At 68.9% G+C, this 25,486-nt stretch carries 25 protein-coding genes; 15 read left to right on the top strand and 10 right to left on the bottom strand.

Going from position 1 to position 25,486, the window contains the following annotated elements:
* The 4 genes from OU415_RS32955 to OU415_RS32970 all read left to right on the top strand — a co-directional run.
* Positions 1-328: phenylalanine--tRNA ligase subunit beta-related protein (locus tag OU415_RS32955; protein WP_456300269.1), on the top strand; the 328-nt coding region annotated here is incomplete at its 5' end.
* Positions 329-395: 67 nt separating this feature from the next.
* Complete coding sequence (locus OU415_RS32960; protein WP_270953430.1) at positions 396-1,907, top strand: PucR family transcriptional regulator; 1,512 nt, start codon at positions 396-398, stop codon at positions 1,905-1,907.
* Positions 1,908-2,012: 105 nt separating this feature from the next.
* Positions 2,013-3,266, top strand: a complete 1,254-nt coding sequence (locus OU415_RS32965) for an NAD(P)/FAD-dependent oxidoreductase (protein ID WP_270953431.1) — start codon at positions 2,013-2,015, stop codon at positions 3,264-3,266.
* Positions 3,263-3,418, top strand: a complete 156-nt coding sequence (locus OU415_RS32970) for a hypothetical protein (RefSeq protein WP_270953432.1) — start codon at positions 3,263-3,265, stop codon at positions 3,416-3,418. Before OU415_RS32965 ends, OU415_RS32970 begins: the two co-directional genes overlap by 4 nt.
* A 35-nt stretch (positions 3,419-3,453) precedes the next feature.
* Here the strand turns inward: OU415_RS32970 and OU415_RS32975 are convergent, their stop codons facing one another.
* The 10 genes from OU415_RS32975 to OU415_RS33015 all read right to left on the bottom strand — a co-directional run bounded on the left by OU415_RS32975 (position 3,454) and on the right by OU415_RS33015 (position 14,123).
* Positions 3,454-4,296 carry a hypothetical protein gene (locus tag OU415_RS32975; protein ID WP_270953433.1) on the bottom strand — a complete coding sequence of 281 codons (843 nt, stop codon included), beginning with the start codon at positions 4,294-4,296 and terminating at the stop codon, positions 3,454-3,456.
* Positions 4,293-5,798 (bottom strand): AAA domain-containing protein, encoded by a 1,506-nt coding sequence (locus tag OU415_RS32980; protein WP_333779276.1) that lies wholly within the window; start codon positions 5,796-5,798, stop codon positions 4,293-4,295. The genes OU415_RS32975 and OU415_RS32980 overlap by 4 nt, the downstream gene beginning before the upstream one ends.
* 706 nt (positions 5,799-6,504) lie before the next feature.
* Positions 6,505-8,802: an AAA domain-containing protein gene (locus OU415_RS32985; protein WP_270953434.1), complete on the bottom strand. Its 2,298-nt coding sequence runs from the start codon at positions 8,800-8,802 to the stop codon at positions 6,505-6,507.
* A 376-nt stretch (positions 8,803-9,178) separates the two neighbouring features.
* Complete coding sequence (gene fmdA, locus OU415_RS32990) at positions 9,179-10,423, bottom strand: formamidase (RefSeq protein WP_270953436.1); 1,245 nt, start codon at positions 10,421-10,423, stop codon at positions 9,179-9,181.
* 27 nt (positions 10,424-10,450) lie between these two features.
* Positions 10,451-11,089 (bottom strand): AmiS/UreI family transporter, encoded by a 639-nt coding sequence (locus OU415_RS32995; RefSeq protein WP_270953438.1) that lies wholly within the window; start codon positions 11,087-11,089, stop codon positions 10,451-10,453.
* Between the two features lie 28 nt (positions 11,090-11,117).
* Entirely contained in the window at positions 11,118-11,363 is a 246-nt protein-coding gene (locus OU415_RS33000; RefSeq protein WP_270953440.1) for an FmdB family zinc ribbon protein, read from the bottom strand.
* A 440-nt stretch (positions 11,364-11,803) separates the two neighbouring features.
* Positions 11,804-12,388 (bottom strand): GNAT family N-acetyltransferase, encoded by a 585-nt coding sequence (locus OU415_RS33005; RefSeq protein ID WP_270953442.1) that lies wholly within the window; start codon positions 12,386-12,388, stop codon positions 11,804-11,806.
* Between the two features lie 130 nt (positions 12,389-12,518).
* Entirely contained in the window at positions 12,519-13,193 is a 675-nt protein-coding gene (locus OU415_RS33010; protein ID WP_270953443.1) for a carbon-nitrogen hydrolase family protein, read from the bottom strand.
* Positions 13,082-13,435 carry a nitrilase-related carbon-nitrogen hydrolase gene (locus OU415_RS38265; protein ID WP_333779271.1) on the bottom strand — a complete coding sequence of 118 codons (354 nt, stop codon included), beginning with the start codon at positions 13,433-13,435 and terminating at the stop codon, positions 13,082-13,084. Before OU415_RS38265 ends, OU415_RS33010 begins: the two co-directional genes overlap by 112 nt.
* Positions 13,436-13,574: 139 nt before the next feature.
* Positions 13,575-14,123 (bottom strand): GNAT family N-acetyltransferase, encoded by a 549-nt coding sequence (locus OU415_RS33015; protein WP_270953445.1) that lies wholly within the window; start codon positions 14,121-14,123, stop codon positions 13,575-13,577.
* Between the two features lie 100 nt (positions 14,124-14,223).
* Here OU415_RS33015 and argC point away from each other — a divergent pair, with 100 nt between their 5' ends.
* The 11 genes from argC to tyrS all read left to right on the top strand — a co-directional run bounded on the left by argC (position 14,224) and on the right by tyrS (position 24,986).
* Positions 14,224-15,252, top strand: coding sequence for an N-acetyl-gamma-glutamyl-phosphate reductase (argC, locus tag OU415_RS33020; RefSeq protein WP_270953447.1), 1,029 nt, complete (start codon positions 14,224-14,226; stop codon positions 15,250-15,252).
* A 5-nt stretch (positions 15,253-15,257) separates the two neighbouring features.
* Entirely contained in the window at positions 15,258-15,656 is a 399-nt protein-coding gene (locus tag OU415_RS33025) for an ACT domain-containing protein (protein WP_270953458.1), read from the top strand.
* Complete coding sequence (gene argJ, locus OU415_RS33030; protein WP_270953449.1) at positions 15,653-16,813, top strand: bifunctional glutamate N-acetyltransferase/amino-acid acetyltransferase ArgJ; 1,161 nt, start codon at positions 15,653-15,655, stop codon at positions 16,811-16,813. Before OU415_RS33025 ends, argJ begins: the two co-directional genes overlap by 4 nt.
* Complete coding sequence (gene argB / locus OU415_RS33035; protein ID WP_270953450.1) at positions 16,810-17,721, top strand: acetylglutamate kinase; 912 nt, start codon at positions 16,810-16,812, stop codon at positions 17,719-17,721. Before argJ ends, argB begins: the two co-directional genes overlap by 4 nt.
* A gap of 89 nt (positions 17,722-17,810) precedes the next feature.
* Entirely contained in the window at positions 17,811-19,046 is a 1,236-nt protein-coding gene (locus tag OU415_RS33040) for an acetylornithine transaminase (protein WP_270953459.1), read from the top strand.
* Entirely contained in the window at positions 19,046-19,972 is a 927-nt protein-coding gene (gene argF, locus OU415_RS33045) for an ornithine carbamoyltransferase (protein WP_270953451.1), read from the top strand. The genes OU415_RS33040 and argF overlap by 1 nt, the downstream gene beginning before the upstream one ends.
* Positions 19,969-20,490 (top strand): arginine repressor, encoded by a 522-nt coding sequence (locus tag OU415_RS33050; RefSeq protein WP_270953452.1) that lies wholly within the window; start codon positions 19,969-19,971, stop codon positions 20,488-20,490. The genes argF and OU415_RS33050 overlap by 4 nt, the downstream gene beginning before the upstream one ends.
* Positions 20,491-20,577: 87 nt before the next feature.
* A complete protein-coding gene (locus OU415_RS33055) occupies positions 20,578-21,552 on the top strand; it encodes an argininosuccinate synthase domain-containing protein (RefSeq protein ID WP_270953453.1) in 975 nt (324 codons plus the stop codon).
* A 46-nt stretch (positions 21,553-21,598) separates the two neighbouring features.
* Entirely contained in the window at positions 21,599-23,020 is a 1,422-nt protein-coding gene (argH, locus tag OU415_RS33060; protein WP_270953454.1) for an argininosuccinate lyase, read from the top strand.
* Between the two features lie 34 nt (positions 23,021-23,054).
* Positions 23,055-23,678, top strand: coding sequence for a DNA-3-methyladenine glycosylase (locus OU415_RS33065; protein WP_270953455.1), 624 nt, complete (start codon positions 23,055-23,057; stop codon positions 23,676-23,678).
* A 33-nt stretch (positions 23,679-23,711) separates the two neighbouring features.
* Positions 23,712-24,986 (top strand): tyrosine--tRNA ligase, encoded by a 1,275-nt coding sequence (gene tyrS, locus OU415_RS33070; RefSeq protein ID WP_270953456.1) that lies wholly within the window; start codon positions 23,712-23,714, stop codon positions 24,984-24,986.
* The last annotated feature ends 500 nt before the right edge of the window (positions 24,987-25,486 follow it).

A 25,486-nucleotide genomic window follows, 5' to 3' on the forward strand; every position in this document is an offset into this window, starting at 1 on the left:
CGCGCTGCCGCTGGTGGACCGCCGTCCGGCGCCGGAGATCTCGGCCTACCCGCCGGTGCTGATGGACATCGCGCTGGTGGTGGACGCCAAGGTCGCGGCGACGGACCTGATCGACGCGGTCCGCGCGGGCGGCGGTGACCTGCTGGAGGACGTCCGGCTGTTCGACGTCTACGCGGGTGAGCAGCTGGGCGAGGGCAAGAAGTCGCTGGCCCTGGCCCTCCGCTTCCGGGCGCCGGACCGCACCCTCAAGCAGGAGGAGGCCACCGAGGCCCGCGACGCGGCGGTCAAGTCCGCTGCCGACCGCCTCGGCGCGACCTTGCGCGGCTGACGCGAACGCCCCAGCGGCCCCGTTCCTCACCGGGACGGGGCCGCTGGCTTTTCCGGGGAGGTGCGGAGTGGTAAAGCTGGATCGGTTGATCAACGTGCTCGGCGGGTTCGGGGCTCGGCTGGTCAGCGCGCCGCGGAGCAGGTCCGCGGATCTTCGTTCCGTGGCACTGCACGATCCGGCTGATCCCGGTGCCACCGGTGATGTGCTGCTCGCGGTCGGCGTGGACCCCGATGACGCGGGGTTGATCGAGCGGACCCCGGCCGCGGTCGTGGTGTTCCGGGCCGCTTCGGTCGGGGACCAGGTGGTCGCGGCTGCGCGGGAGCGCGGTCTGGCCGTCGTGCTCGTCGATCCGGCCGTTTCGTGGGGCCAGCTGGCCGGGGTCGTGTACGGGCTGGTGCTCGAGGGCCGCGAGACCGAGGCCGGGCGCGGGCCGACCGACCTGTTCGCGCTGGCCGACGCGCTCGCGGATTCGGTGGGCGGTCCGGTCACCATCGAGGACCACCGGTCCGGGGTGCTGGCGTACTCCCGGCGGCAGCTGACCGCCGACCGGGCGAGGTTGGCGACGATCCTGGGGCGGCAGGTCCCGGAGGAGATCCGGCGGACGCTGGCCGAGCGGGGCGTGTTCCGGCACCTGGAGACCTCGGACGAGCCGATCTTCGTGGCGCCGCTGGAACCGCAGGACTCGCACGGGCGCGTGGTCGTCGCGATCCGCGCGGGCCGGGAGCTGCTGGGGTCGATCTGGGTGGAGACCCAGCACCCGCTCACCGCCTCGCACGAGGCCGCGCTGACCGGCGGGGCTCGCACCGCCGCACTGCACCTGCTGCGCACCCGGGCCAGCGCGGACCTGGAGCGGCAGGTCGAGTCGGACCTGGTCATAGGCCTGCTCGAAGGGCACGAGGAGGCTTCGGCCGTGCTGAGCAGGCTCGGGCTGCGCAGCGAGCAGTTCCGGGTGGTGGCCGTGCAGGTGCACAGCGGCGCCGCGCCGGACGAGACCGCGCTGCTGGCCTTCGAGCGGTCGACGATCGGGTTCGGCTGGTCGCGGCCCGGGCGCAGCGCGCTGTTCGCCAACACCGTCTACACGGTGCTGCCCTACGACGACGCCGCGCGCGCCCGCGAGTGGGTGCGGGCGCTGGTGCGGGAACTGCCGTCGGACACCACGATCCTCGCCGGGGTCGGGGGAGCGGCCGGGCCGAACCAGCTCGTCGACAGCCGGCGGGAAGCCGATGAGAGCCTGGCCGTCCACGAGTCCCGGCCCGGTCAGGACGCCGTGGTCTACGACGAGGCGTGGCACGAGATCCTGCTGCGCCGCCTGCGGCACGCCGCCTCGACCGGCCGGTTGCCGGACCGCGGGCCGGTCGTGGACCTCCGCCGGCACGATCGGGAGCAGGGCACGCGCTACGTCGAGACGTTGCGGGCGTGGCTGGAGTGCCAGGGCGATCTCGGGGCGGCCGCGGCGCGGTTGGAGATCCACCCGAACACCGTCCGGTACCGGATGCGGAAGATGGCCGAGCTGACCCGGTTGGACCTGGACGATCCGGCCACCCGGCTGGCGATGATCATCGCCATCGCGGTCGGATAGTGGATTCCGGCCAAAGGACTCGCCTGGAATTGTTCGGATCGAACACTGGCTGCGCCGGGTAGCCGAGGCATGCTCCTCTGCGAGGTCCGCACCTGAGGAGGAAGCATGCGCGAGGACGGGATCGACGGGATTCCGCGACGGGCAGTGGTCGTCGGGGCCGGGGTGGTCGGGTTGTCCACCGCGTGGTTCCTGCAGGAGCACGGCGTCGAGGTGACCGTGCTCGACAAGCAGGACGTGGCGGCGGGATCGTCCTGGGGCAACGCCGGGTACCTCTCGCCGGGCTTCTCCATCCCGCTGCCGGAACCGGGAGTGCTGAAGTACGGGCTGCGCACGCTGTTCTCCCCGGACGCCCCGCTGCACGTGCCCGCATCGCCGGACCCCGGTCTGTGGGCGTTCCTGACGCGCTTCGCCGCGCACTGCACGCCGTGGGCGTGGAAGCGCTCGATGACCTCCTTCGTGCCGATGAACAACGAGTGCCTGGACGCCTTCGACGCGCTGACCGCGGGCGGGGTCGAGGCGAAGACCGAGTCGGCGCCGATCACCGCCGCGTTCGAGAACCCCGCGCAGGTCGCCGAGCTGCGCCACGAGTTCGACCAGATCCGGCAGTGCGGCCAGCAGGTCGCCACCACCGAGCTTTCGGTTTCCGAAGCGGGCGTGCCGCAGCTGTCCGACCGCATCTCGGCGGTGCTGCGCGTCGACGGGCAGCGCTACGTCGACCCGGGCGAGTTCACCCGGGCCCTCGCGCGGTCCTTCGTGGCGCGCGGCGGGACGCTGCGCACCGGGTTCACCGTGCGGGAGATGGTGCGCACCAGCGGTCAGGTGATCGTCAAGTCCGACGCGGGCGACCGGGTCTCCGCCGAGGTGGTCGTGCTGGCCACCGGCGCCTGGATCAGCAAGCTCGCCAAGCCGCTGGGCGTGCGCACCCCGGTGCGCGCCGGCCGCGGCTACTCCTTCACCGTCCCGACCGACGAACCGGTGCCCGGCCCGATCTACCTGCCCGCAGCGCGGGTGGCGTGCACGCCGTACCAGGGCGCACTGCGCGTCGCGGGGACCATGGAGTTCCGGCCGGTCGACGCCCCGCTGGACCGGGGCCGCATCGAGGCGATCGTGCGCTCGGCCCGCCCGCTGCTGAAGGGCGTGCGCTGGGAAGAGCGCCACGACGAGTGGGTCGGTGGACGTCCGGTCACGCCCGACGGCCTCGCGCTGATCGGTGCGACCAAGCAGCCCGGCACCTACGTCGCGGGCGGGCACGGCATGTGGGGTCTGACCCTCGGCCCGCTCACCGGACGCCTGCTCGCCGAGCAGATCACCACCGGCAAGCGCCCGGCGCTGCTGCGGCCGTTCGACCCGTTGCGATGAACGAGCTCACGACCGCGGAGCGCGAAGAGCTCGACCGGCTCCGCCGGGAGAACCGCCTGCTGCGGGTGGAGAAGGAGATGCTGCTGCGCATCGCCACCGAGTACGCGCTGGACCACGAACTATCAACGCACCCGGACCCGATGCCACGCTGAGGAGCGGGGCATCGGGCCGTCGGATGAATCGCCACTTAAGCGGCTGTGGGAGGGTTCTTGACCACAGCCGCTAGGTCGTTCAGCGCGGCTACGACGACATTCCAAGCGATCCGGACTGTGCCATCTTTGGGAGAGTAGGATTGAGTCCACTGCTTCTTCGGGTGAACGAGGTTCCGGTGATCTCGGAGCACGTGGACGTAATCAGTGAGGTCCTTGGCGATCCACCCCTTGACCTGAGCCAGGTTGATCAAGGACTCCAGATGGTCCGTGGGAGCTTTGCCGTCTCCTGTGTGAAGATTCCGTGCAACGTCGTAGAGCACACCTTCCATCACGCTGCCGAGCATGATGATGGCAGCTGTTGGTGCTCCGGATTGCCAGCAGACGAGGGCTTCGTCGAGTCGTGATTGCAGCTGCTGGCCGAAGGCTTGGTCGCTCACGATTTCGGCGATGCTCGTTGTGAGGGCGATCGGGGTGTCGCTCGCTGGACGCGACGTCATTGGTTCGTCCACGACGAGCTGTGGTCTCGTGCCATGGAAGTTAACGCGGAAACCTTCGATTGCCAGCAGCTCGTTCAGCTCGGCGACGACGGTGTCCCACACTTCCTTTTCATCGAGGTACTCCCGTCGGTCGGCCAATCGCAGCACGACCGCTTGGATGCGGTCCGGCCGGTTGCGGTGCCTGTGCAATTGTTCGAGCACCCACTGCTTGCGATAGCCTTCGAGTTCCCCGACATCTGTCCAGCCAGCAGCGCGGAAGAAGTTCTCGATCTCGAAACTCCGCCGGTAGTACGGCGTGCTGTCATCGCCGCATATCAAGTTGGCGAGCCTGGACAACACGTTGTCGTCCAAACGGAGTTGCGTTTCGTCCTGCCCGGTCACCAGGCCTCCTCGTGATCTTGTCCGGCACCCAGTTCGATGGGCTTCCACCGATTGTCGGAATTGGTGTCGTGCAGCCCAGGTTCGATTCCCTTGTCTGACAGGGCGTTCCACAGCGGCGCGAGTTCCTGGTCGGGATCGGCTGCGAACTCGCTCTCGCGAACTCGGATCGTGGTCCACCCCATGCGTGCCAGCTCTCGATCTCGGCGGGCGTCATTGTCCTGTTCGTGGTGGCCAACATGCCAGAAGTGCCCGTCGCATTCCACGGCGAGTCGACCGCCGTCGCCCACCACGACCAGATCCAACCGTCGAGATCCAACCGGGTACTGGGGAACGACGTGGTAACCGCGCCGTTTGATTTCTCGGAAAACCCGCTGTTCGAAGAGCGAGTCGAACAGCGGGTTGTGCTTGTCCGGACTGACTTCATCGAGTTCGGGCGAGTGGCCGAAAACTGAGGGTGGAGAAAGCATGTAGGACAGCAATGAAGCCCGGAGGTCGTTGGGTTTAAACTCTTCGAGATCCAAGGAAGTGAACAGCCACATCTGGTCCCGAGCGCGACTTGCTGCCACGTTGAAAGCCTGCCGGTACGATTCTCCGCCGACTGCGTGCGGCGGCGTGGCGACTACCGTCGACAGCATCACCACGTCGCGCTCATCTCCCTGGAAGTTCGGCGCGGTGCCGACGCGGATCTGTCGTTCCTGCCGCTCTTCAGGGGTGAAGTACTCGTTGATCAGGTGCTCTAGGTACTGGATGTGTCCCACCGCATTGCGCAGCACCACGATGCCGAACGTCTTGCCCGCGTAATCTGGGGAGTCGACACAGTTGCGCAGTGTCTCGATGAGTTGTTTTGCTTCCACGCGGTTCCGGAGTCTGGTGTCCCTTCCCTCGGTCACGGCACCATCCACTTTGGTCACCTTGAGCGGCGGTAGGCTGTCGCCCTTCCGCTCTCGGAGCGGGATCAGTCCGGAGTCGCCACTGCCGTCATCGTAGAACTGGTCGGAAGACCACTTGATGATCTCCGGCATGCACCTGAAGTGCTCCCTGAGCCGGACCAGTGCGTCCTTGCCAGACCGAGCCGAGAGCACTTCATAGAGGTGGGACTTTGGTGTGAAGATCCGGCGGATGTCCTCGTCGATGCCGGCGAGATGTTCTTCGTTGCGGGAGAACACGGCGTCCAGTCGGCCCAGTGAGGTCACGCCGGGAGTGCACTGCTTGTCATCACCTACGACGATCACTCGTGGAGCCATCCACAGCAGATAGAGGTGTTCGATGCCCACTTGGCTCGCTTCATCGACGATTAGCACGTCGAACCTGTTGTGCTCTGCGGAGATGTTCTCCAGCAGATTCGGCAACGGCACGACCCACGCGGGTACGGCGTCTTGGGCCTTTTCCATGGCAGTCCGCGCAGCACGGCGGAACTCCCTTGTCTTCTTGCCCGTTCCCGCACCGACCTTCGACATGTGCGCGCGGTAGGTGTTGAGTGCCCGAACGTGCTCATCGGACATGTCCTTGAGGCAGCTGCTGATGGCATCGACTGCAACAAGACGCTCGGTTACGTGCTTGAGTCGGTCTTCTGTTCGCTCGAACTTCTCCGCCAGGAGCCGTTCTTCTGCAGCGTCGCGCCTGCGTCGAATGAACTGGTTAGCTCGTGACCAGGCCCATGCGCCACCGATGTTGCGTTCCTGCCACGCCGGATCGGTCGCTGTTCGGGTCCACAGGTCGGCCAGCTCCGAATGCGTGGCGGCAAGCACCCTGATCAGCTCAGCACAGCGGATTTCGGATGATTGCTCGGACCTGGCGGTCTGCAGATCAGCTCGGCAGTGTGCGTACCGTTCGACGTCCCGTTCCCCGATAGCGGTCAGCAAACCGGCGAGCTCTGGGCATGCGTTGGGGCGACTGGCCCAGGAATCAACGTTGCGGTAGAGCTCGCGCACACGGTTGCGTGCGCAGTCGAGCGCGACCTGTTGTCGCGCTGCGGGAACTTCCTGCAAGGTTCCGATGAGAACCGCGAGTCCGGAGACGTCGCAGGAGACCTGGTGGTCCACCAGGGTCTTGGCGACCACGTCGCGGAGCTGGCCCAACTGCTGCGCTGCGTCGAGAGTTTCCGCATGATCGGCGAGTTCGGACAGGGCGACCGTTACCTTCCGGGTGGGTACTTCGACGCCCACGTCCACCCATTTGGCAGCAAGTTGAACTGCAGCCACTTCAGCTTCAATCCGGTTCAGGGCGGCTTGAAGCTGTTCGGAGGTCTTGAGCGGCGCGCCGTCGACACGAACAGCCTCGAGCAGGCTCTGGGCATCCTTCTGAGGTTTGCTCGCCCAGATCTGTCGGATTTTGCCCCCTTTTTTCGAAGTAGTCGAGGAGGCTGCGGCCACTGCGCAACCAGCCTCGGGCGATGTCCACGTTCTCCGCGGTGATATCGGGTTTGGCCACCAGCGGGCCCATGCCCTGCTGGCGGAGGCGTTCTTGGAGGCGCTGGGGTTCCTCGCGCACTTCCAGCAGGTGCGCCCATAGGCCGCTGTTTCGATTGGCGAGGCGGTCGCGGACAGCGCGAGCCACCCATTCCTCTTCGAAGGAGGAGTCGTCATGGCTGAAGCGGCACTTGCGGAGGGTCTTGTGGAGCTGCTTCCGTAGCTGATCGAGGAACTCCAACTGCGCATCGGGGAGCTGTGCCAGCTGGCGGGCCACATCGCTGGCCGCTCGGTCCGCAGCAGCCTCGGCTTCCTTCTCCTCCCGCACCAACGACGCTAGATCAGCAGGCGATGGAAGGTCCTTCGCAGTGGGTATCTCCTGGTGCAGCCGGTTGGCGCGTGCTGTGTTCCGGTCCGCCAACAACTTGCAAAGCTCGATCAGTTCGCTCTCGGACAGCGGCGGGGTGTCCGCAGCGGTCTCGGGAACTGGCGGCATCCAGTCGTGGAAAGGTTCACCATCCCGAACCTGTTGGACGATGCTGGCCAGCGTTCCGCTGTAGAGATTCCGATCGTAGCCAGGTGCGACTGCTGGGAAGATCAGTTGCTCGGTTTCGCGCAGTTCCATGATTCGCGCGTTCAACTTGGCGCTTTCGTCGCGCAGTCGATCGCGTTCAGCCCTGAGACCGGCAGCGGTTCTGGCCAAGCTGGTGGTGTCCGTGGAGGCGACAGCTTGAGAGAGCGCATCGAGGCCGCGTTCGAGTTCAACTGCGGCATCCTTGCTGCCACCTGCCAGGAGAACGCAGAGCTTGCGTACTTCGGCGGGAATCTTGTCGCGCAGGACTCTGAGCGCTTGATCCTTCTGGCTTGTGACCAGCACGCGTTGCCCCTGCGCGAGAAGCGCGGACACCAAGTTGGCGATCGTGTGCGTCTTCCCGGTCCCCGGCGGTCCCTGCACCACGATTCCGGTTTCGGTGCGCAGCAGCTCCATCACACGTGACTGCTCGTTGTTGGCGGGAAGAGGGAAGAGCGGGTCCTCGCCGAGAACATCGCCGCGCTCAGCACCCTGTACGGCCAGCCAGTGGTCGCGTTCGTGACGTTCGGTGTTCACCACCAACTGGGCGAGTGCGACGGGAACAGGAGTGTCCGGGGCGCTCAGCTTCTCTGCGATTCGTTGGTACGCCTCGGAAATGAGTGCCGAGTTCCGGCGACGTAGGACCAAAGCCGGCGACGGGCTGAAGGTCAGCGTTTCGGGGAGGGGAGAACCGCGCCCGGAGCGTGCGTTCCGCGTTACGAAGGGCACGTCCAACGCGGACCCCATCCATTCCTGCAGTGCTTCCATGCTCTCTGTGCTTGGCAGCGGTGAGCTGGCCTTCTTCAGCTCTTCCTTGTGTGCTTTGCCTCGTTCCGGGTGATACGTGGGCAAGCCATCGAACAGCTCCCGATCCTCCAAGCGCCGTTTCCCGGGGATGCGGTTGACGGTCACCGTTCCGGAATCGTCCAGCAGCGGAATTGCTTGCTCAACGAGGATGTGGCGGAAGATGTCCCGGTCATTCGGCCCGGCCCAGCTGACCAGTCCGACAGCAACGACGAGCTCGTATTCGTCATCCTTCTGCTCGAGCTCGCGCGCGGCTGATTCCAGTTGTTCGTAAAGCTCACGCTGGCGCTTGCGGCGGCGAGCCTCTTCGGCCCAGGCACGCCACCGCGCGAGCCAGCGGTCGAAGGTCCTGGTGATCTCATCTGCATTCTCCGTGACCTGTTCGTCGAGGGCCGCCTCATTGGCGTGGCGAAGTTTCGGCTCGGGGCCATCAGGGCGGGCGATCGTGCTGACCTCGATGTGGTCGCGAAGGTGTTCCGGCACGTCAGGTGGCGGGGCGTTCCGCACCGGACGCACCTGGAGCAGGGTTTCGTCAGCCGTTGGGTCGACCCTGATGCCATCCGGAAGGTCGTCGAACCAGATTACCTTCGGTGCATCACGATGGTCGGAGGTTATGTCGCGCAGTGGGTTCTTGTTTGCTGCGTTGGTCAAGTCAGCGAGGTAGTTGACCAGACTAGAGGTTTTCTGCAGAGCTTCGGAGTCGCGACCCCCGGCCGGCGCCATGAAATCTCCTTGTCGTAGGAAACAGATCAGAATGCAGGCTCCGGGGTAGATCCTCAAGCTCGATTAGGAAGATGACGATCTTTTTGGGTTTTTGTCCACCTTTTGGAGCAGTGGAGTCACTCTTTTGGTCTAGTCAAATGATTGGGTTAAAGATCAAGACTGGTGTGCTAGCCCTTCAGTTCGATATCTGAGCGGTCTGAATCTGGTGGGGGCAAACGGAAGTCTTGTTCGCTAGTTCGAGGTGTTGCGGGACGCGGGCAGTGAAATTTAGTGCATGGCGCCAGGTCATGTAGTGGGGCGAGCGGCCAACCGCGTGCCCTTGGTTGGCGTCGCTCGCCCCATGACTTCCTTTTCGCAAGTAGTTCAGATAGGCAGTTCACGAGGTGACGGCGCACTGGCCGCGGTCCTCGACGGTCGGTCCGGCCGCCGTGGGGCGGACGTCGAAGTCGAAGATCGCGGTGGGCAGGTACAGCGTGCAGCAGGCGTTGGGGATGTCCACGATGCCGCTGATCCGGCCCTCCACCGGTGCCGACCCGAGCAGCAGGTACGCCTGCTCTCCGGTGTAGCCCCACTTCTTGAGGTACTCGATGCCGTTCTCGCAGGCCCGGCGGTAGGCGATGGTGGCGTCCATGTAGTAGTTCGTGTCCGACTGGTGGTTCACCGAGATCCCGGAGAACGACAGGAACTCCGAGTACCGCGGTTCGACGTTGCCCGGCATGAACAGCGGGTTGGTGGTCACGCCGTACTTGGCCATGCCGTCCTTGATCAGGTCGACGTGCAGGTCGATGAACCCGCCCATCTCGATCGCACCGCAGAAGGTGATCTCGCCGTCGCCCTGGCTGAAGTGCAGGTCACCGACGGACAGCTTGGCGCCCGGCACGAAGACCGGGAAGCAGATCCGCGATCCGCGGGAGAGGTTCTTGATGTCCTGGTTGCCGCCGTTCTCGCGGGCCGGCACGGTCCGCGCCCCTTCGGCGGCGATGCGATCTGCCTCGGCACCGCTGGCCTGACCGGCCAGCGCGCCGTGGACCGTGGGCGGCAGCCCGAACGGCGGCACCCGGCTCGGGTCGGTGTCGATCAGCGCCTGCTCCCGCCGGTTCCACCTGGCCAGCAGGTCGGCGGACGGTGCGGTACCGATCAGGCCGGGGTGGGTGATGCCGGTGTAGCGGACGCCGGGCAGGTGGCGGGAGGTGGCCTGCTGGCCGTGGAAGTCCCAGATCGCCTTGTAGGAGTCGGGGAACTGCTCGGTCAGGAAGCCGCCGCCGTTGTTCCTGGCGAACACCCCGGTGTAGCCCCAGCCCTGGCCCGGGGCGTCGCCGGCTTCCGGCACCGGCCCGAGGTCGAGGATGTCGACCACCAGCAGATCACCGGGTTCGGCGCCCTCCACCCCGAACGGGCCGGAGAGCATGTGCGTGACGTCGAGGTCGACGTCGCGGACGTCGTTGGCCGAGTCGTTGTTGCCGAGCTGCGCGTCGGTCCACTCCCGGCACTCGACCCGGAACTCCTGGCCCGGCCGCACCGTGTGGGCCACCGGGACGTCCGGGTGCCAGCGGTTGTGGCCGGGCACCGCCTGCTCGCGCATCGACTTCGACTGGTCGACGCTGAACACCACTTCTGGCATGGCAAATCCTCCTCGCGGATGCGCTGATCAGCGGGACACCGGCATCGCCCGATGTCCCCGTTGGAAGCCCCGCAACGACCACTCGTGGGTGGTGCCCCACCACAGGGCGCCGAACACGACCACGCCGAACACCGCCAGCGTCAGCGCGGTCGCGCTCGGGTTGCGCCAGTTGCCGGTCAGGATCAGGAAGGACGGGATGGCGGCGGTCACCCAGCCCTCGATCGCGGCGACCCAGCCGGTGTAGCGGGTCAGCTTCTCCCGCTTCAGCCCGAGCAGCAGGAAGAACAGCAGCCACAGGAACGACCAGTACAGCCAGATCACGCCGAACGGGCTGTCGCCGAGCAGCTGGAAGTTCGCGTACGAGTAGCCCAGCGCCATGATCGCCACGAACAGCGAGAACCAGCCGACGCCGCTGCTGTCGAAGTCGCCGAGCAGGCCGATGCCGACGTAGAGGTAGGTGAAGCCGAACAGGTAGATGCCCGAGGCGCTGAGGATCGTGACGGGGTCGGCGAGCGCAGTCGCGATCAGCACGGTTGGCGTGATCACCTGGAGCGCGCCGACGAAGATGTTGAAGACGCCGATCGACTTGGGGTCGGCCTTCCCCAACAGCATGACGCCGTTGAGGAACAGCACGGCGCCGACGTAGAGCAGTCCCACGTATGCCACCGGTGACACCTCCGGGTGCCTGGCTCGGTCAGGGGCGGAGGCGGGAAGGGGAGTCCGGCACCTCCGTGACGACCTCCGGTTCCGCCCGGCTGCGCTCCTCGCGGGCGAGGGCGGCGCTGAGCTGCTCGGGCACCGCGTTCAGGTGCGGTGCCGAGAAGACCCGGTGGGCGTTGCCCAGGCAGGTGGGGCAGGTGTGCGAGTCCGCCGCCGTCCCCATCGGTTGCCGGGTCTCGAACCGACCGCACCGAGGGCAGTCGTACTCGTACGTCGCCATCCGGTCCCTCCCCCCGAGACCTGTGCGGGCCCCTCGCCCACGGCCCGAGGGAAACGCCAGGTCATGGGCCTGTCAAATGGACCTCGACGGGCCGAGCGGGTGTGCGACGAGCTGTCCACGGCTGTTGACCCCGGGTGCTCGGTGCGTCGATAATTCCCGCCCACACGAGTGAAGTGCTTGCCAGCGGGCTTCACGTTGCGCGTTCAGCCCCCGGCATGATCGAAGTGGGTGGCTGCCCGTGATCCCCCGACGAGACCCCGCCGGTCACATCATCCTGACGGCCTGGATGTGCCCCGACTGCGACGTAGCGGGCCGAACGGCGCCCGAGAACGAACCGGAGTGCTGGAACTGCGGGGGCCAGGTGATCGTCACAGCGCGTCCCGCGATCCCGGCCCCAGTACCGGACGCCGCCCCGGGAGTCGTCGCACCGTCGTGAGCCCTCAGCGGGCCCGGGGGAGGCGGCGGGTGGCGAACTCCTCGGCGGTGATGCCCATCAGGACCAGGTACTGGGCTCCGCCGCAGAGGAATTCCGGGTCGCGGAGGTGGCCTTCCTCGCGGAAGCCGAGCCTGGCGTGCAGGGTGAGCGATGCGGCGTTGCTGCTGTAGATGCCGACCTCGCACTTGGTGAAGCGGCGGTGGCCGAACATGTAGCCGAGCAGGGTGTTGATCGCGTCGTCGGCGTAGCCGTGGCGGCGGTGCTGCGGGCCGATCCCGATGCCGTAGCTGAAGATCCCCGCTTCCGGCTGGCTCGTCGACAGCGAGCCGACCAGGGTGCGGTCCTGCCGGGTTTCGATCGCCAGCTGGAGGTCCTCGCCGGCTTCGAGGTGGTTGGCGCGGTGCGCCGCCCAGTGCCGGTAGCCGTCGAACTGCGGCGGCCCCTCGCTCGCGGACTCCCGGTCGAAGCCGACCAGGGTGCGCCGGTCGCCCGGTTCGATGCCGCGCAACCGCACCCGATGCCCCACCCAGCCTGAAGTCGGCCGCGACGCGCGGTGGACCGCGCTCGGGCGGGGCGGGATCATCGTCATCACAACGATGATCCCTCGCCGCCGCAACGATCACGCAAGGGGGTCGGGTGAGCCACAGCACTTCGGGAAGCCCGACCGGAGCTCATCCCGATGGGTGCGCAACGCCCGAAACGTCCGGTTGGCGGATGCGTCAGACGACCGGTCGCTTCGGGCTCTGGTCCACGCGGAGCTCGAAGACGTCCGGGCGCGAGTAGTGGCCGACGGCGTCGAAGTCGAACTTGCCCTCCGCGATGCGGCCCAGGTCGAGTTCCGCCCGCAGGATCGCCGGTCCTCCGGTGGCGGGGCCGGCCAGCACGGTGCCGAGCGGGTCCACGATCACCGACGCGCCCCGGCTGAGCACCGCGTCCGGCTCGGCGTCGACGGGGTAGTCGGCCGGGTAGTCCGAGCGCCGGGTGAACTGGTTGGCGGAGAGCACGAAGCAGCGGCCTTCGCAGGCGATGTGCTGCATGCTCGCCACCCAGGTGTCGCGGGGGTCGGCGGTCGGTGCGCAGTAGAGCTGCACGCCCTGCGAGTACATGTGCATGCGCATCGCGGGCATGTAGTTCTCCCAGCAGATGACGGTGCCGATGCGGCCGATCGGGGTGTCGTGCACGGGCATGGTCGAGCCGTCGCCGAATCCCCACACCAGGCGTTCGCTGCCGGTCGGCATCAGCTTCCGGTGCTTGCCGAGGAGCCCGCCGTCGGGCCCGAAGGTCAGCGCGGTGCAGTAGAGCGTGCCGCGATCGCGTTCGATGACGCCGATGACCAGGTGGATCCCGTGCCGCGCGGCGGCGGCCCCGATGCGCTCGGTGGCCGGGCCGGGCACCTCGATCGAGGACTCCCAGTACCGCCGGTACAGCGCTGCCGCCCCTCAGGTGTCCGCTGCCCGACGGTCGCCCCGAAGGTGACGCCCCGGGGGTAGGCGGAGACGAACGCCTCCGGGAACACGACGAGCTCGGTCCCGCCGGCGGCGGCCTCAGCGGCGAGCCGATCGACCTTGCCCAGCGTGGCGTCGAGATCGAAAGCAACGGGAGCGTCCTGCACAACAGCGGCCTGCACGGTGACCATCACGCCTCCTACGCATCGGGACCCGCTGCGATCCGACCACGTCGAACGGCCCGGTGCGAGCTCCAGTCTCGTGAGTACTTCGGGGCGCTATAGCCCCCCGAAGTACTCACGAGCAGCTGCGCACGAGCCGGGTGGCAACCTAGCCCTTCGAGCCCGGCTTCCACTCCTCGGCGAGGAGGCCGAGCAGCACTTCGTCCACGAACTCGCCCAGCACCCAGGCGGAGGAGCGCAGCACGCCTTCGCGGACGAAGCCGTTGCGCTCGGCGGCGCGCAGCATCGCGGTGTTGTCCGCCAGCGTCTCGATCTGCAGGCGTTGCATGCCGCGCACGGTGAATCCGTAGTAGCACAGCGTCTCGACCACGTCGGTGCCGTAGCCCTTGCCGCGGCAGGAGGGCAGCAGTCCCAGCCCGATGTGCGCGCATCTGTTGTGGTTGTCGATGCCCCACAGCGTCGCGCTGCCGACCAGCGCGCCGCTGTCCAGCTCCACCACGGAGAACGGGACGACCTGTTCCTTCTGGTTCTCGTCGGTCACCACGAGCCGGGGGTCGTTCGAGCCGGGCGTGATCGGCCGCCACGGGCCGGCTTCGGCGCGCGAGCCGTTGACCACGTCGTCGTAGAGCTCGGCCCGCAGGACCGGGATGTCGTCCTCGTGCCGGGCCCTGAGCCCGATCGACTTGCCTTTGAGCATTCAGGTTTCCTAGTCGAGCGGCCGGGCCGGCGGCAAATCATTTTCGCGCGTGACGAATGCCTGTTTGATTAATGTTGCATGAGGGTGCATAATCATCCGCATGACGGTTCGAGTGGCGGTTGCCGGTGCCAGTGGCTACGCGGGCGGGGAGCTGCTCCGCCTGCTGCTCGCGCACCCCGAGGTGGAGATCGGTGCGTTGACCGCGGGCGGCAACGCCGGGAGCAGGCTCGGCGAGCACCAGCCGAACCTGCTGCCGCTGGCCGACCGGGTGCTGGCCGAGACCACGGCCGCCGAGCTCGCCGGGCACGACGTCGTCTTCCTCGCGCTGCCGCACGGCCACTCCGCCGCGATCGCCGCCGAACTCGGCGAGGACACCGTGGTGATCGACTGCGGTGCCGACCACCGGCTCAACGACCCCGAGGACTGGTCCCGCTGGTACGGCGGCGACCACCCCGGCACCTGGCCCTACGGCGTGCCCGAACTGCCCGGCGCGCGCGAGCGGCTGCGCGGCGCCAAGCGCGTCGCCGTCGCGGGCTGCTTCCCCACGGTGTCCTCGCTGGCGCTCGCCCCGGCGCTCGCCGCCGGGCTGGTCGAGCCCGAAGCGGTCGTCGTCGCGGTCACCGGGACCTCCGGCGCCGGTCGCGCGCTCAAGCCGCACCTGCTGTCCGCCGAGGTCATGGGTTCGGCCAGCGTCTACGGCGTCGGCGGCGCGCACCGGCACACCCCGGAGTTCATCCAGAACCTCAGCGCCGCGGCGGGCCAGCCGGTGAAGGTCTCCTTCACTCCGGTCCTCGCGCCGATGTCGCGCGGCATCCTCGCCACCTGCAGCGCCGCGCTGCGCGAGGGCGTCGACGCCGCCACGGCCCGCAAGACCTACCTCGACGCTTACGGCGACGAGCCCTTCGTGCACGTGCTCCCCGAGGGGCAGTGGCCGCAGACCTCGGCCACCCTCGGCGCGAACACCGTCCACCTGCAGCTGGCCGTGGACCCCGACGCCGATCGGCTGATCGTCGTCGCCGCCGAGGACAACCTCACCAAGGGAACCGCGGGCGGTGCCGTGCAGTGCATGAACCTCGCGGTCGGCCTGCCCGAGACCACCGGCCTGCCGACGGTCGGGGTGGCCCCGTGACCGGCATGGCGCTGCGGCTGCACGGCGAACCGTTGGCCGTCGGCATGGTCCCCGAGCACGTCAACCTGGCGCTGACCGGCGGCAACGCGCCGATCAAGGGCAGCATCACCACCAGCGCGGGCCGCACCATCGTCTTCCCGCACTCGCTGGCCGCCGAAGCCGGGCGCGACGTGCGGGTGGAGGGGCCGTTCCGGGCGCTGGAGGTGCACGGCCCGCTGGACTTCGCGCTGACCGGGGTCCTGGCCGCGCTGCTGGTGCCGCTGGCCGACGCCGGGATCAGCGTCTTCACCCTGTCCACGTTCGACACCGACTGGATCCTGGTCCCGGCCGACGCCGCCGAGCAGGCCGCGGAAGTGCTCACCGCTGCGGGGCACACCGTCGAAGACACCGAGGAGAGCAAATGAGCGTGACCGGACCTGCCGGTTTCCGGGCGGCCGGGGTGGCCGCCGGGATCAAGGCCGGGGGCAAGCGCGACCTCGCGCTCGTCGTCAACGACGGGCCGCAGCAGGCCGCCGCCGGGGTGTTCACCACCAACAAGGTCAAGGCCGCGCCGGTGCTGTGGTCCCAGCAGGTGCTCAAGGAGCGCAAGCTGCGCGCGGTGGTGCTGAACTCCGGCTGCGCCAACGCCTGCACCGGCCCCGAGGGATTCCAGGACACCCACGCCACCGCGGAGAAGGTCGCCGATGTGCTCGGTGCCGGCGCGATCGAGGTGGCGGTCTGCTCGACCGGTCTGATCGGGGAGCGGCTGCCGATGGACGCGCTGCTGCCCGGCGTCGACACCGCCGCCCAGGCGCTCGGGAACGACGAGCAGGCCGGTTCCGACGCGGCCAACGCCGTGCTCACCACCGACACCAAGGCCAAGCAGGCCTTCAGCCAGCACGACGCGGGCTGGTCGATCGGCGGCTTCACCAAGGGCGCCGGGATGCTCGCGCCGAACCTGGCCACCATGCTCGGCGTGCTCACCACCGACGCGGTGATCAGCGGCGACGACCTCGACGAGGCGCTGCGCGCGGCCACCCGGGTCACCTTCGACCGGCTCGACGTCGACGGCGGCACCTCCACCAACGACACCGTGCTGGTGCTGGCTTCCGGCGCCTCCGGCGTCGATGTGTCCAAAGAGGACTTCACCGAGCTGCTGACCACCGTCTGCGCGGATCTGGTCCGCCAGCTGCAGGACGACGCGGAGGGCGCCACCAAGGTCATCGACGTCGTCGTGCGCGGCGCGGTCAGCGAAGCCGACGCGGTCGCCATCGGGCGCACCATCGCCGAGGACAACCTGGTCAAGACCGCGATCTTCGGCTCCGACCCGAACTGGGGCCGCATCGCGATGGCGCTCGGCCGGGTCGACGCCGAGATCGACGTCGACAAGCTCGAGATCGCCACCAACGGCGTCACGCTCTACGCCGGCGGCACCAAGGCCCGCGACCGCAGCGAGGCCGACCTGTCCGGCCGCGAGGTCGAGATCGTCGTGGACCTGCACCTCGGCGAGCACACCGCGACCATCCTGACCACCGACCTGTCCCACGCCTACGTCGAAGAGAACAGCGCGTACTCGTCATGACCCCAGAAACCACCGACCGGCTGGCCACCGCCGCGGAGAAGGCCAGCGTGCTGGTCGAAGCGCTCCCGTGGCTGCAGCGCTTCCACGGCGCCACCATCGTGATCAAGTACGGCGGCAACGCGATGGTCGACGACGAGCTCAAGCAGGCCTTCGCCACCGACATGGTGTTCCTGCGCCTGGCGGGGCTGCACCCCGTCGTGGTGCACGGCGGCGGCCCGCAGATCACCTCGATGCTCGACCGCCTCGGCATGGAGGGGGAGTTCCGCGGCGGACTGCGGGTCACCTCCCCGGAGACCATGGACGTGGTGCGCATGGTGCTGGTCGGCCAGGTCGGGCGCGAGCTCGTCGGCCTGATCAACCAGCACGGCCCCTACGCGGTCGGCATGTCCGGCGAGGACGCCGGGCTGTTCACCGCCGAGCGCCGCACCGCCACCGTCGACGGCGAAGCGGTCGACGTCGGCCTGGTCGGTGACGTCGTCTCGGTCAACCCCGACGCGGTGCTGGACCTGATCAACGCCGGTCGCATCCCGGTCGTGTCCACCGTCGCCCCGGACGCCGACGGCGTGGTGCACAACGTCAACGCCGACACCGCCGCCGGCGCGCTGGCGGTGGCGCTGGGCGCCGAGAAGCTGGTGGTGCTCACCGACGTCGAAGGCCTCTACACGAACTGGCCGGACCGCTCGTCGCTGGTGTCCCGGCTCGACGCCGACCAGCTGGCCGAACTGCTGCCGGACCTGGCCTCGGGCATGGTCCCGAAGATGGAGGCCTGCCTGCGCGCGGTGCGCGGCGGAGTCCCGCGGGCCCACGTCATCGACGGACGCCTCGCGCACTCCTTGCTGCTGGAGGTCTTCACCAGCGCCGGCATCGGCACCATGGTCGTGCCAGCGCAGAACACCGAGGAGAAGTGATGAGTGATTCTGTGCCGACTGGGGCGCATCTCAACCGCACCTCAGGGGACCGTGACGCAACTCAGCCACAAGAAACCTCGAAACGTGAGATCAATCCCGAACGCGGCCACCACTGTGAATCGCGGAGAGGCGGAACAGTCGGCAACGCCGCGGGCGCGCAGCGCTGGCAAGCGTCCATGATGGACAACTACGGCACGCCGAAGCTGACCCTGGTCAGCGGGTCCGGCGCCGAGGTCACCGACGCCGACGGCAAGACCTACCTGGACTTCCTCAGCGGGATCGCGGTCAACGCGCTCGGCCACGCCCACCCGGCCATCGTGCGAGCGGTCTCCGAGCAGGTCGGCAAGCTCGGCCACGTCTCCAACCTCTACGTGCACGAGCTCGGTCTCGAACTCGCCGAACGGCTGCTGGACCTGGCCGGGGCGAGCGGTCAGGGCCGCGTGCTGTTCTGCAACTCCGGCGCCGAGGCCAACGAGGCCGCGTTCAAGATCGCGCGGCTGACCGGCCGGGCCAAGATCGTGGCCACCGACGGCGGCTTCCACGGCCGCACCATGGGCGCGCTCGCGCTCACCGGCCAGCCCGCCAAGCAGCAGCCCTTCGAACCGCTGCCGCCCGGCGTGGTGCACGTGCCCTACGGCGACGTGGCCGCGCTGGAGTCCGAAGTGGACGACAACACCGCCGCGGTGTTCCTGGAACCGATCCAGGGCGAGAACGGCGTGATCGTCCCGCCCGAGGGCTACCTCCAGGCGGCCCGCGAGATCACCGCCCGCAACGGCGCGCTGCTCGTGGTCGACGAGGTGCAGACCGGCATCGGCCGCACCGGGGCCTGGTTCGCCTTCCAGCGCGCGGGCATCACGCCCGACGTGATCACCCTGGCCAAGGGGCTCGGCGGCGGCCTGCCCATCGGCGCCTGCATCGGCATCGGCGCAGCGGGCGACCTGATGCACCCCGGCCAGCACGGCACCACCTTCGGCGGCAACCCGGTGGTCTGCGCCGCCGCGCTCGCGGTGCTCGACACCATCGCCGCCGACGACCTGCTCGAGCACGTCGAGAAGGTCGGCGGGGAACTCGCCTCCGGCATCCGGCAGCTCGACCACCCGCTGATCGGCGAAGTGCGCGGAGAAGGCCTGCTGATCGGCGTGGGCCTGACCGAAGCCGTGTCGGCCAAGATCGCCGCCGCCGCGCAGGACGCCGGATTCCTGCTCAACCCCATCCAGCCGAATGCCATCCGGCTGGCCCCACCGCTGATCGTGCGGTCCGAGCAGGTGCAGCGACTGCTCGCCGCCCTGCCCGCGCTGCTCGACGCTGCCAAGGAGAACGACTGATGCCCCGCCACTTCCTCCGCGACGACGACCTCACACCCGAGGAGCAGATCGAGGTCCTCGACCTCGCCGACCAGTTCAAGGCCGACCCGCTCGGCTCCGACGCGCTGGCCGGGCCGAAGGCCGTCGCGGTCCTGTTCGAGAAGAACTCCACCCGCACCCGGCTGTCCTTCGAGGTCGGCATCGCCCAGCTCGGCGGCCACCCGGTCGTCGTGGACGGGCGCATGATGCAGCTCGGCCGCGAGGAGACCATCGAGGACACCTCCCGGGTGCTGTCCCGCTACGTCGACGCCGTGGTGTGGCGGACCTTCGCCCAGGCCCGCATCGACGCCATGGCCTCGGTCTCCAGCGTCCCGGTGATCAACGCGCTGACCGACGAGTTCCACCCCTGCCAGGTGCTCGCCGACCTGCAGACCATCCGCGAGCGGCACGGCAAGCTCGAAGGCCTGACCCTGACCTACCTCGGCGACGGCGCCAACAACATGGCGCACTCGCTGATGGTCGGCGGCGTCACCGCGGGCATGCACGTGCGCATCGGCGCCCCGGAGGGCTTCCGCCCGCTGGAGTGGGTGCTGGAGGCGGCCAAGGCGCGCGCCGCCGAAACCGGTGGCTCCGTCGAGCTGTTCAGCACCCCGAACGCCGCCGTGGACGGTGCCGACGTCCTGGTCACCGACGCCTGGACCTCGATGGGCCAGGAGAACGACGGCAAGGACCGGGTCAGCCCGTTCCGCCCGTTCCAGGTCAACGCCGAACTGCTGGCCGCCACCGGCAAGACCGGCACCAGCGTGCTGCACTGCCTGCCCGCGCACCGCGGCATGGAGATCACCGACGACGTGATCGACGGCCCGGCCAGCGCGGTGTTCGACGAAGCCGAGAACCGCCTGCACGCGCAGAAGGCGCTGCTGGCGTGGTTGGTGCGACGACCATGACGAACCGAGTGGCCCGGCAAGCCCGCATCGTCGAACTGGTCTCGTCGAACGGCATCCGCAGCCAGACCGAACTGGCCAAGCGGCTCGCCGACGACGGCATCGAGGTCACCCAGGCCACCCTGTCCCGGGACCTCGACGAGCTCGGCGCGGTCAAGCTGCGCGGCGCGGACGGCGGGGCGGCGGTCTACGTCATCCCCGAGGACGGCAGCCCGGTCCGCGGCGTCCAGGGCGGCACCTCGCGGCTGAGCCGGCTGCTCGGCGAACTGCTCGTCGGCGCCGACGGCTCGGGCAACCTGACGGTGCTGCGCACCCCGCCGGGGGCGGCGCAGTTCCTGGCCAGCGCCATCGACCGGGCCTCGCTGCCGGAGGTCGTCGGCTCCATCGCAGGTGACGACACCGTGATGATCGTCGCCCGCGAACCCCTCACCGGCCACGAGCTGGGGGAGCGGTTCACCGCGATGGCCGCCGGTGCCCGGCCCGCCGACGAGGACGCACCGGAGAACAACGGCAGGACCTAGAGCGCGGATCGGGTGGCGGCTCCGAGCGGAGCCGCCACCGGCGCGGGAAGTGGCCCGGATCCGCGCCAGCACTGAGGAGCAGAGCAGATGAGTGAGCGCGTGGTGCTCGCCTACTCCGGCGATCCGGACTCGTCCGCGGCCATCCGGTGGTTCGCGGAGCGGACCCGGGCCGAGGTCGTTGCCATCACGGTCGACCTCGGCCAGGGCGGCGAGGACCTGGCGGCGGTCCGCCGGCGCGCCCTCGACTGCGGAGCGGTCGAAGCGGTCGTCACCGACGCCCGCGACGAGTTCGCCGAGCAGTACTGCCTGCCCGCGCTGCAGGCCAACGCGCTCCCGCCGGTGCCCGCGCTGTCCCGGCCGATGATCGCCAAGCACCTCGTCGCCGCTGCCGACCAGTTCGGCGCGAACGCCGTCGCGCACGGCTGCGCGGGCGAGCACGGACATCTCGAAGCCGATGTCCGCGCCCTCGCGCCCCGGCTGGGCGTGGTCTCCCCGGGCCGCGGCCACCACGACGTCGGTGGGAAGGCGCACTGCGCGATCGAGCGGAACATCTGGGGCCGGAGCGCGGAAACCGTTCCCCCGCAAGACGTTTGGGGCACGCCCGACGCCGAAGAGCTGACCATCACCTTCGACCGGGGCGTTCCGGTGGCCATCGACGGCGAGACCGTCACGGTGCTGCAAGCGATCCGGGAGCTCAACCTGCGGGCCGGCGCCCACGGCGTGGGCACCGCCGCGAGCTACCAGGCACCGGGAGCGATCACGCTGATCACCGCGCACCGGGAGCTGGAAGCGGCGACCCTGGAACCCGACCTGGCCCGGTTCAAGAGCACCGTCGGGCACCGCTGGAGCGAACTGGTCGAAGACGGCCTGTGGTTCTCGCCGTTCAAGGACGCCCTGGACGCCTTCGTCGCCGACTCGCAGCAGCAGGTCTCCGGCGAGGTCCGGATCGCCCTGCACGAGGGCCGCGCGATCGTCCGCGAACGACCCTGGCGCGCCCCGGACCTCCCGACCTGGTACGACTCCTCCGAACGGGAGCTCGGCCAGTTCTGCGGCCAAGCCTGAGACCGGCCGACCTCCACCCAACTACGAGCACACCTAAGGAACACCCGTGACGCAGCAAGGCAGCGAGCCCACCAAGCTCTGGGGCGGCCGGTTCGCCTCCGGCCCGGCCGAAGCGATGGCCGCGCTGAGCCTGTCGACCCACTTCGACTGGCGGCTGGCGCCCTACGACATCGCCGGATCCCGCGCCCACGCCCGCGTGCTGCACCACGCCGGGCTGCTCACCGCCGACGAGCTCGAGCGGATGCTGCAGGGCCTGGACGTCCTCGCCGCAGACGTCGAATCCGGCGCCTTCAAGCCGGTCATCGACGACGAGGACGTGCACACCGCCCTCGAACGCGGCCTGCTGGAGCGGGTCGGCACCGACCTCGGCGGCAAGCTGCGCGCGGGCCGTTCCCGCAACGACCAGGTCGCCACCCTGTTCCGGATGTGGCTGCGCGACGCCAACCGCCGCGTCGCCGCGGGCGTCCTGGACGTCGTCGACGCGCTGGTCACCCAGGCCGCCAACCACCCCGACGCGGTGCTGCCCGGTCGCACCCACCTCCAGCACGCCCAGCCGGTGCTGCTCGCGCACCACCTGCTCGCGCACTGCCAGTCGCTGCTGCGCGACGTCGCGCGCATCCGCGACTGGGACGCCCGCACCGCGTACTCGCCCTACGGCTCCGGCGCGCTGGCGGGCTCCTCGCTCGGCCTCGACCCGCAGGCCGTCGCCGCCGAACTCGGCTTCGACGGCGCCACGGACAACTCCATCGACGGCACCGCGTCCCGCGACTTCGCCGCCGAAGCGGCGTTCTGCCTGGCCATGCTCGGCGTGAACCTCTCCCGGATCGCCGAAGAGGTGATCATCTGGAACACCGCCGAGTTCGGCTACGTGACCCTCGACGACGCCTGGGCCACCGGCAGCTCGATCATGCCGCAGAAGAAGAACCCCGATGTCGCCGAACTCGCCCGCGGCAAGTCCGGTCGGCTCATCGGCAACCTCAGCGGTCTGCTGGCCACCCTCAAGGCGCAGCCGCTGGCCTACAACCGCGACCTGCAGGAGGACAAGGAGCCGGTCTTCGACTCCGTCGAGCAGCTGGACCTCCTGCTGCCCGCGATGGCGGGGATGCTCGGCACCCTGACCTTCCACACCGAACGGCTCGCCGAACTCGCGCCCGCCGGTTTCACCCTCGCCACCGACATCGCCGAGTGGCTGGTCCGCCAGGGCGTGCCGTTCCGGGTGGCGCACGAGGTGTCGGGGGAGTGCGTCCGCACCGCCGAAGCCCGCGGCGTCGGCCTGGAGGAGCTGACCGACGAGGAGCTGGCCGCGGCCAACCCGGCGCTGACCCCGCAGGTGCGCGAGGTGCTCACCGTCGAGGGCTCGATCGCCTCCCGCGACGCGCACGGCGGCACCGCCCCGGACCGGGTCGCCGAGCAGCGCGAACGGGTGGTGGCCGCGGTGCGCGAACATCGCGGCTGGCTGTCTAAGTGATCACGGTTCAGCCACGACCGGTACTGTCTACGGTGTGCGCCAGGTGACACGCGACGAACTCGCCCTCGACCCGCTGTGGGTGGCTCGACGGCTCCTCGGCTGCGAGCTGCGCTCGAACAGCCCCGAGGGCGAGGTCGGTGTGCGCCTGGTCGAGGTGGAGGCCTACCGCGGGCTGGACGACCCCGCGTCGCACTGCTACCGCGGTCGGACCGAGCGCAACGCGGTCATGTTCGGCCCGGCCGGCCACCTCTACGTGTACTTCGTCTACGGGATGCACTTCTGCATCAACGTGGTGTGCCTGACCGACGGTGTCCCCGGCGCGGTCCTGCTCCGCGCCGGGGAGATCACCGCGGGCCACGACCTGGCGCGCTCCCGGCGACCGGCGGTCCGCAAGGAGTCCCAGATCGCCAGCGGCCCGGCCCGGTTGGCCGGAGTCCTGGGCATCACCCGGGAGCACAACGGCATCGACCTCACCGACCCGGCCTCACCCATCCGGCTGGTCAACGGCTCGCCGGTCGCCGAGGACGACATCCGCAGCGGCCCGCGCGTCGGAGTGGCCGCGGCCATGGACCTGCCGTGGCGGACCTGGGTGGACGGCTCGGACGCCGTCAGCAGCTACCGGCGCGGCGCCCGCCGCCGGGTCCAGGCCCGGGCGTAAACCCGGTTGCTCGCATGAGCGAGACTGGCAGGCGTGAGTGAGAACATCCTCGACGAGCTGACCTGGCGCGGACTGATCGCGCAATCCACCGACCTCGATTCGCTGCGACGGGAACTCGACCAGGGGCCGCTCACCCTCTATGCCGGTTTCGACCCGACCGGGCCCAGCCTGCACGCCGGACACCTGATCCCGATCCTGACCCTGCGCCGCTTCCAGCAGGCCGGGCACCGACCGGTGGTGCTGGCGGGCGGAGCCACCGGCCTGATCGGCGACCCGCGCGACGTCGGTGAGCGCAACCTGCACGACGAGAGCACCGTGCTGGAGTGGACCGAGAAGATCCGCACCCAGCTGTCGGCGTTCGTCGACTTCGACGACTCGCCGACCGGCGCGATCATGGAGAACAACGCGCACTGGACCGCGGACCTGCCGGTCACCGAGTTCCTGCGCGACATCGGCAAGCACTTCTCGGTGAACACCATGCTGGCCAGGGAGACCGTCAAGCGGCGGCTGGAGACCGACGGCATCTCCTACACCGAGTTCAGCTACATGCTCCTGCAGGCCAACGACTACGTGCAGCTGAACCGCAAGTACGGCACCCGGCTGCAGCTCGGCGGCTCCGACCAGTGGGGCAACATCATCGCCGGCGTCGACCTGGTCCGGAAGCAGGAGGGCGTCGCCGCGCACGCGCTGACCCTCCCGCTGGTCACCGACTCGGAAGGCCGCAAGTTCGGCAAGTCCACCGGCGGCGGCAACGTCTGGCTCGACCCGACGATGACCACGCCGTACGCCTGGTACCAGTACTTCGTGAACTCGGCCGACGCCGACGTGGCGAAGTACCTGCGGCTGTTCACCTTCCTCGGCCGCGAGGAGATCGCCGAGCTGGAGCGCACCACGGCGGAGAAGCCCCAGCTGCGCGCAGCGCAGAAGCGCCTCGCGGAGGAGCTGACCACGCTGGTGCACGGCGCGGACGCGACGCAGAAGGTCATCGCGGCCAGCCAGGCGCTGTTCGGCCGGGGCGAGCTGGGCGAGCTCGACGAGCCGACGCTGGACTCGGCGATGGCCGCGGTGCCGACGGCGGAGGTGCGGCTCTCGGACGGTCCGAACCTGGTCGACCTGCTGGTCGAGACCGGTCTGGCGAACGGCAAGGGGGCGGCGCGGCGCACCATCAAGGAGGGCGGCGCGTACGTCAACAACACCAAAATCGCTGATGAGGAGTGGTCTCCGAGCAAGGAGGAGCTGCTCCACGGGCGTTGGCTGGTAATTCGTCGTGGCAAGCGTCACACTGCGGGCGTTCGGGTCCTGTACTAGCCTTGAATCAGCACCGGAACGGGGCGCTGACCTGCGTGTTCGCTTCTTTCCGGTGCTGATCCCCGCGGATTTGACTTGGCGCGGATCGGCGCGTAAATTAATTCAAGTCAGCGCGACACGGGCCGGGAAAACCGGAACGAGCGCGACAACGGGGTAGCGAACCAAGCTCCCATCTCCGGATGGTAGAGTGGGCACCTCGATCGGGAAACCGGAAAAGCAGCAGCGGGCCTTCGCGTCCGAGGTGCGGATTCGGGTCCCAAACCCAGATCTTTGATGAAAATGCGCTTGACTGCGGTCGGGACGAATAGCGAGCCGGATTTTGAACGGTGCGGCGGCGGGAAGCGAAAGCGACCCCCCTGAAACACCGGAAAATGGGCCTGCTAGAGTTACCGGCACAAGAAAGCGAACAGAGGAAATGCTCCCCGGAGCTTCACGGCCTGGAATTGGTTGTGGGTGATGGTGTGGGTGTGTTCTTTGAGAACTCAACAGCGGACTGTTTT

It is taken from the genome of Saccharopolyspora oryzae, from assembly GCF_027853915.1.
Classification (GTDB): Bacteria; Actinomycetota; Actinomycetes; order Mycobacteriales; family Pseudonocardiaceae; genus Saccharopolyspora; species Saccharopolyspora oryzae.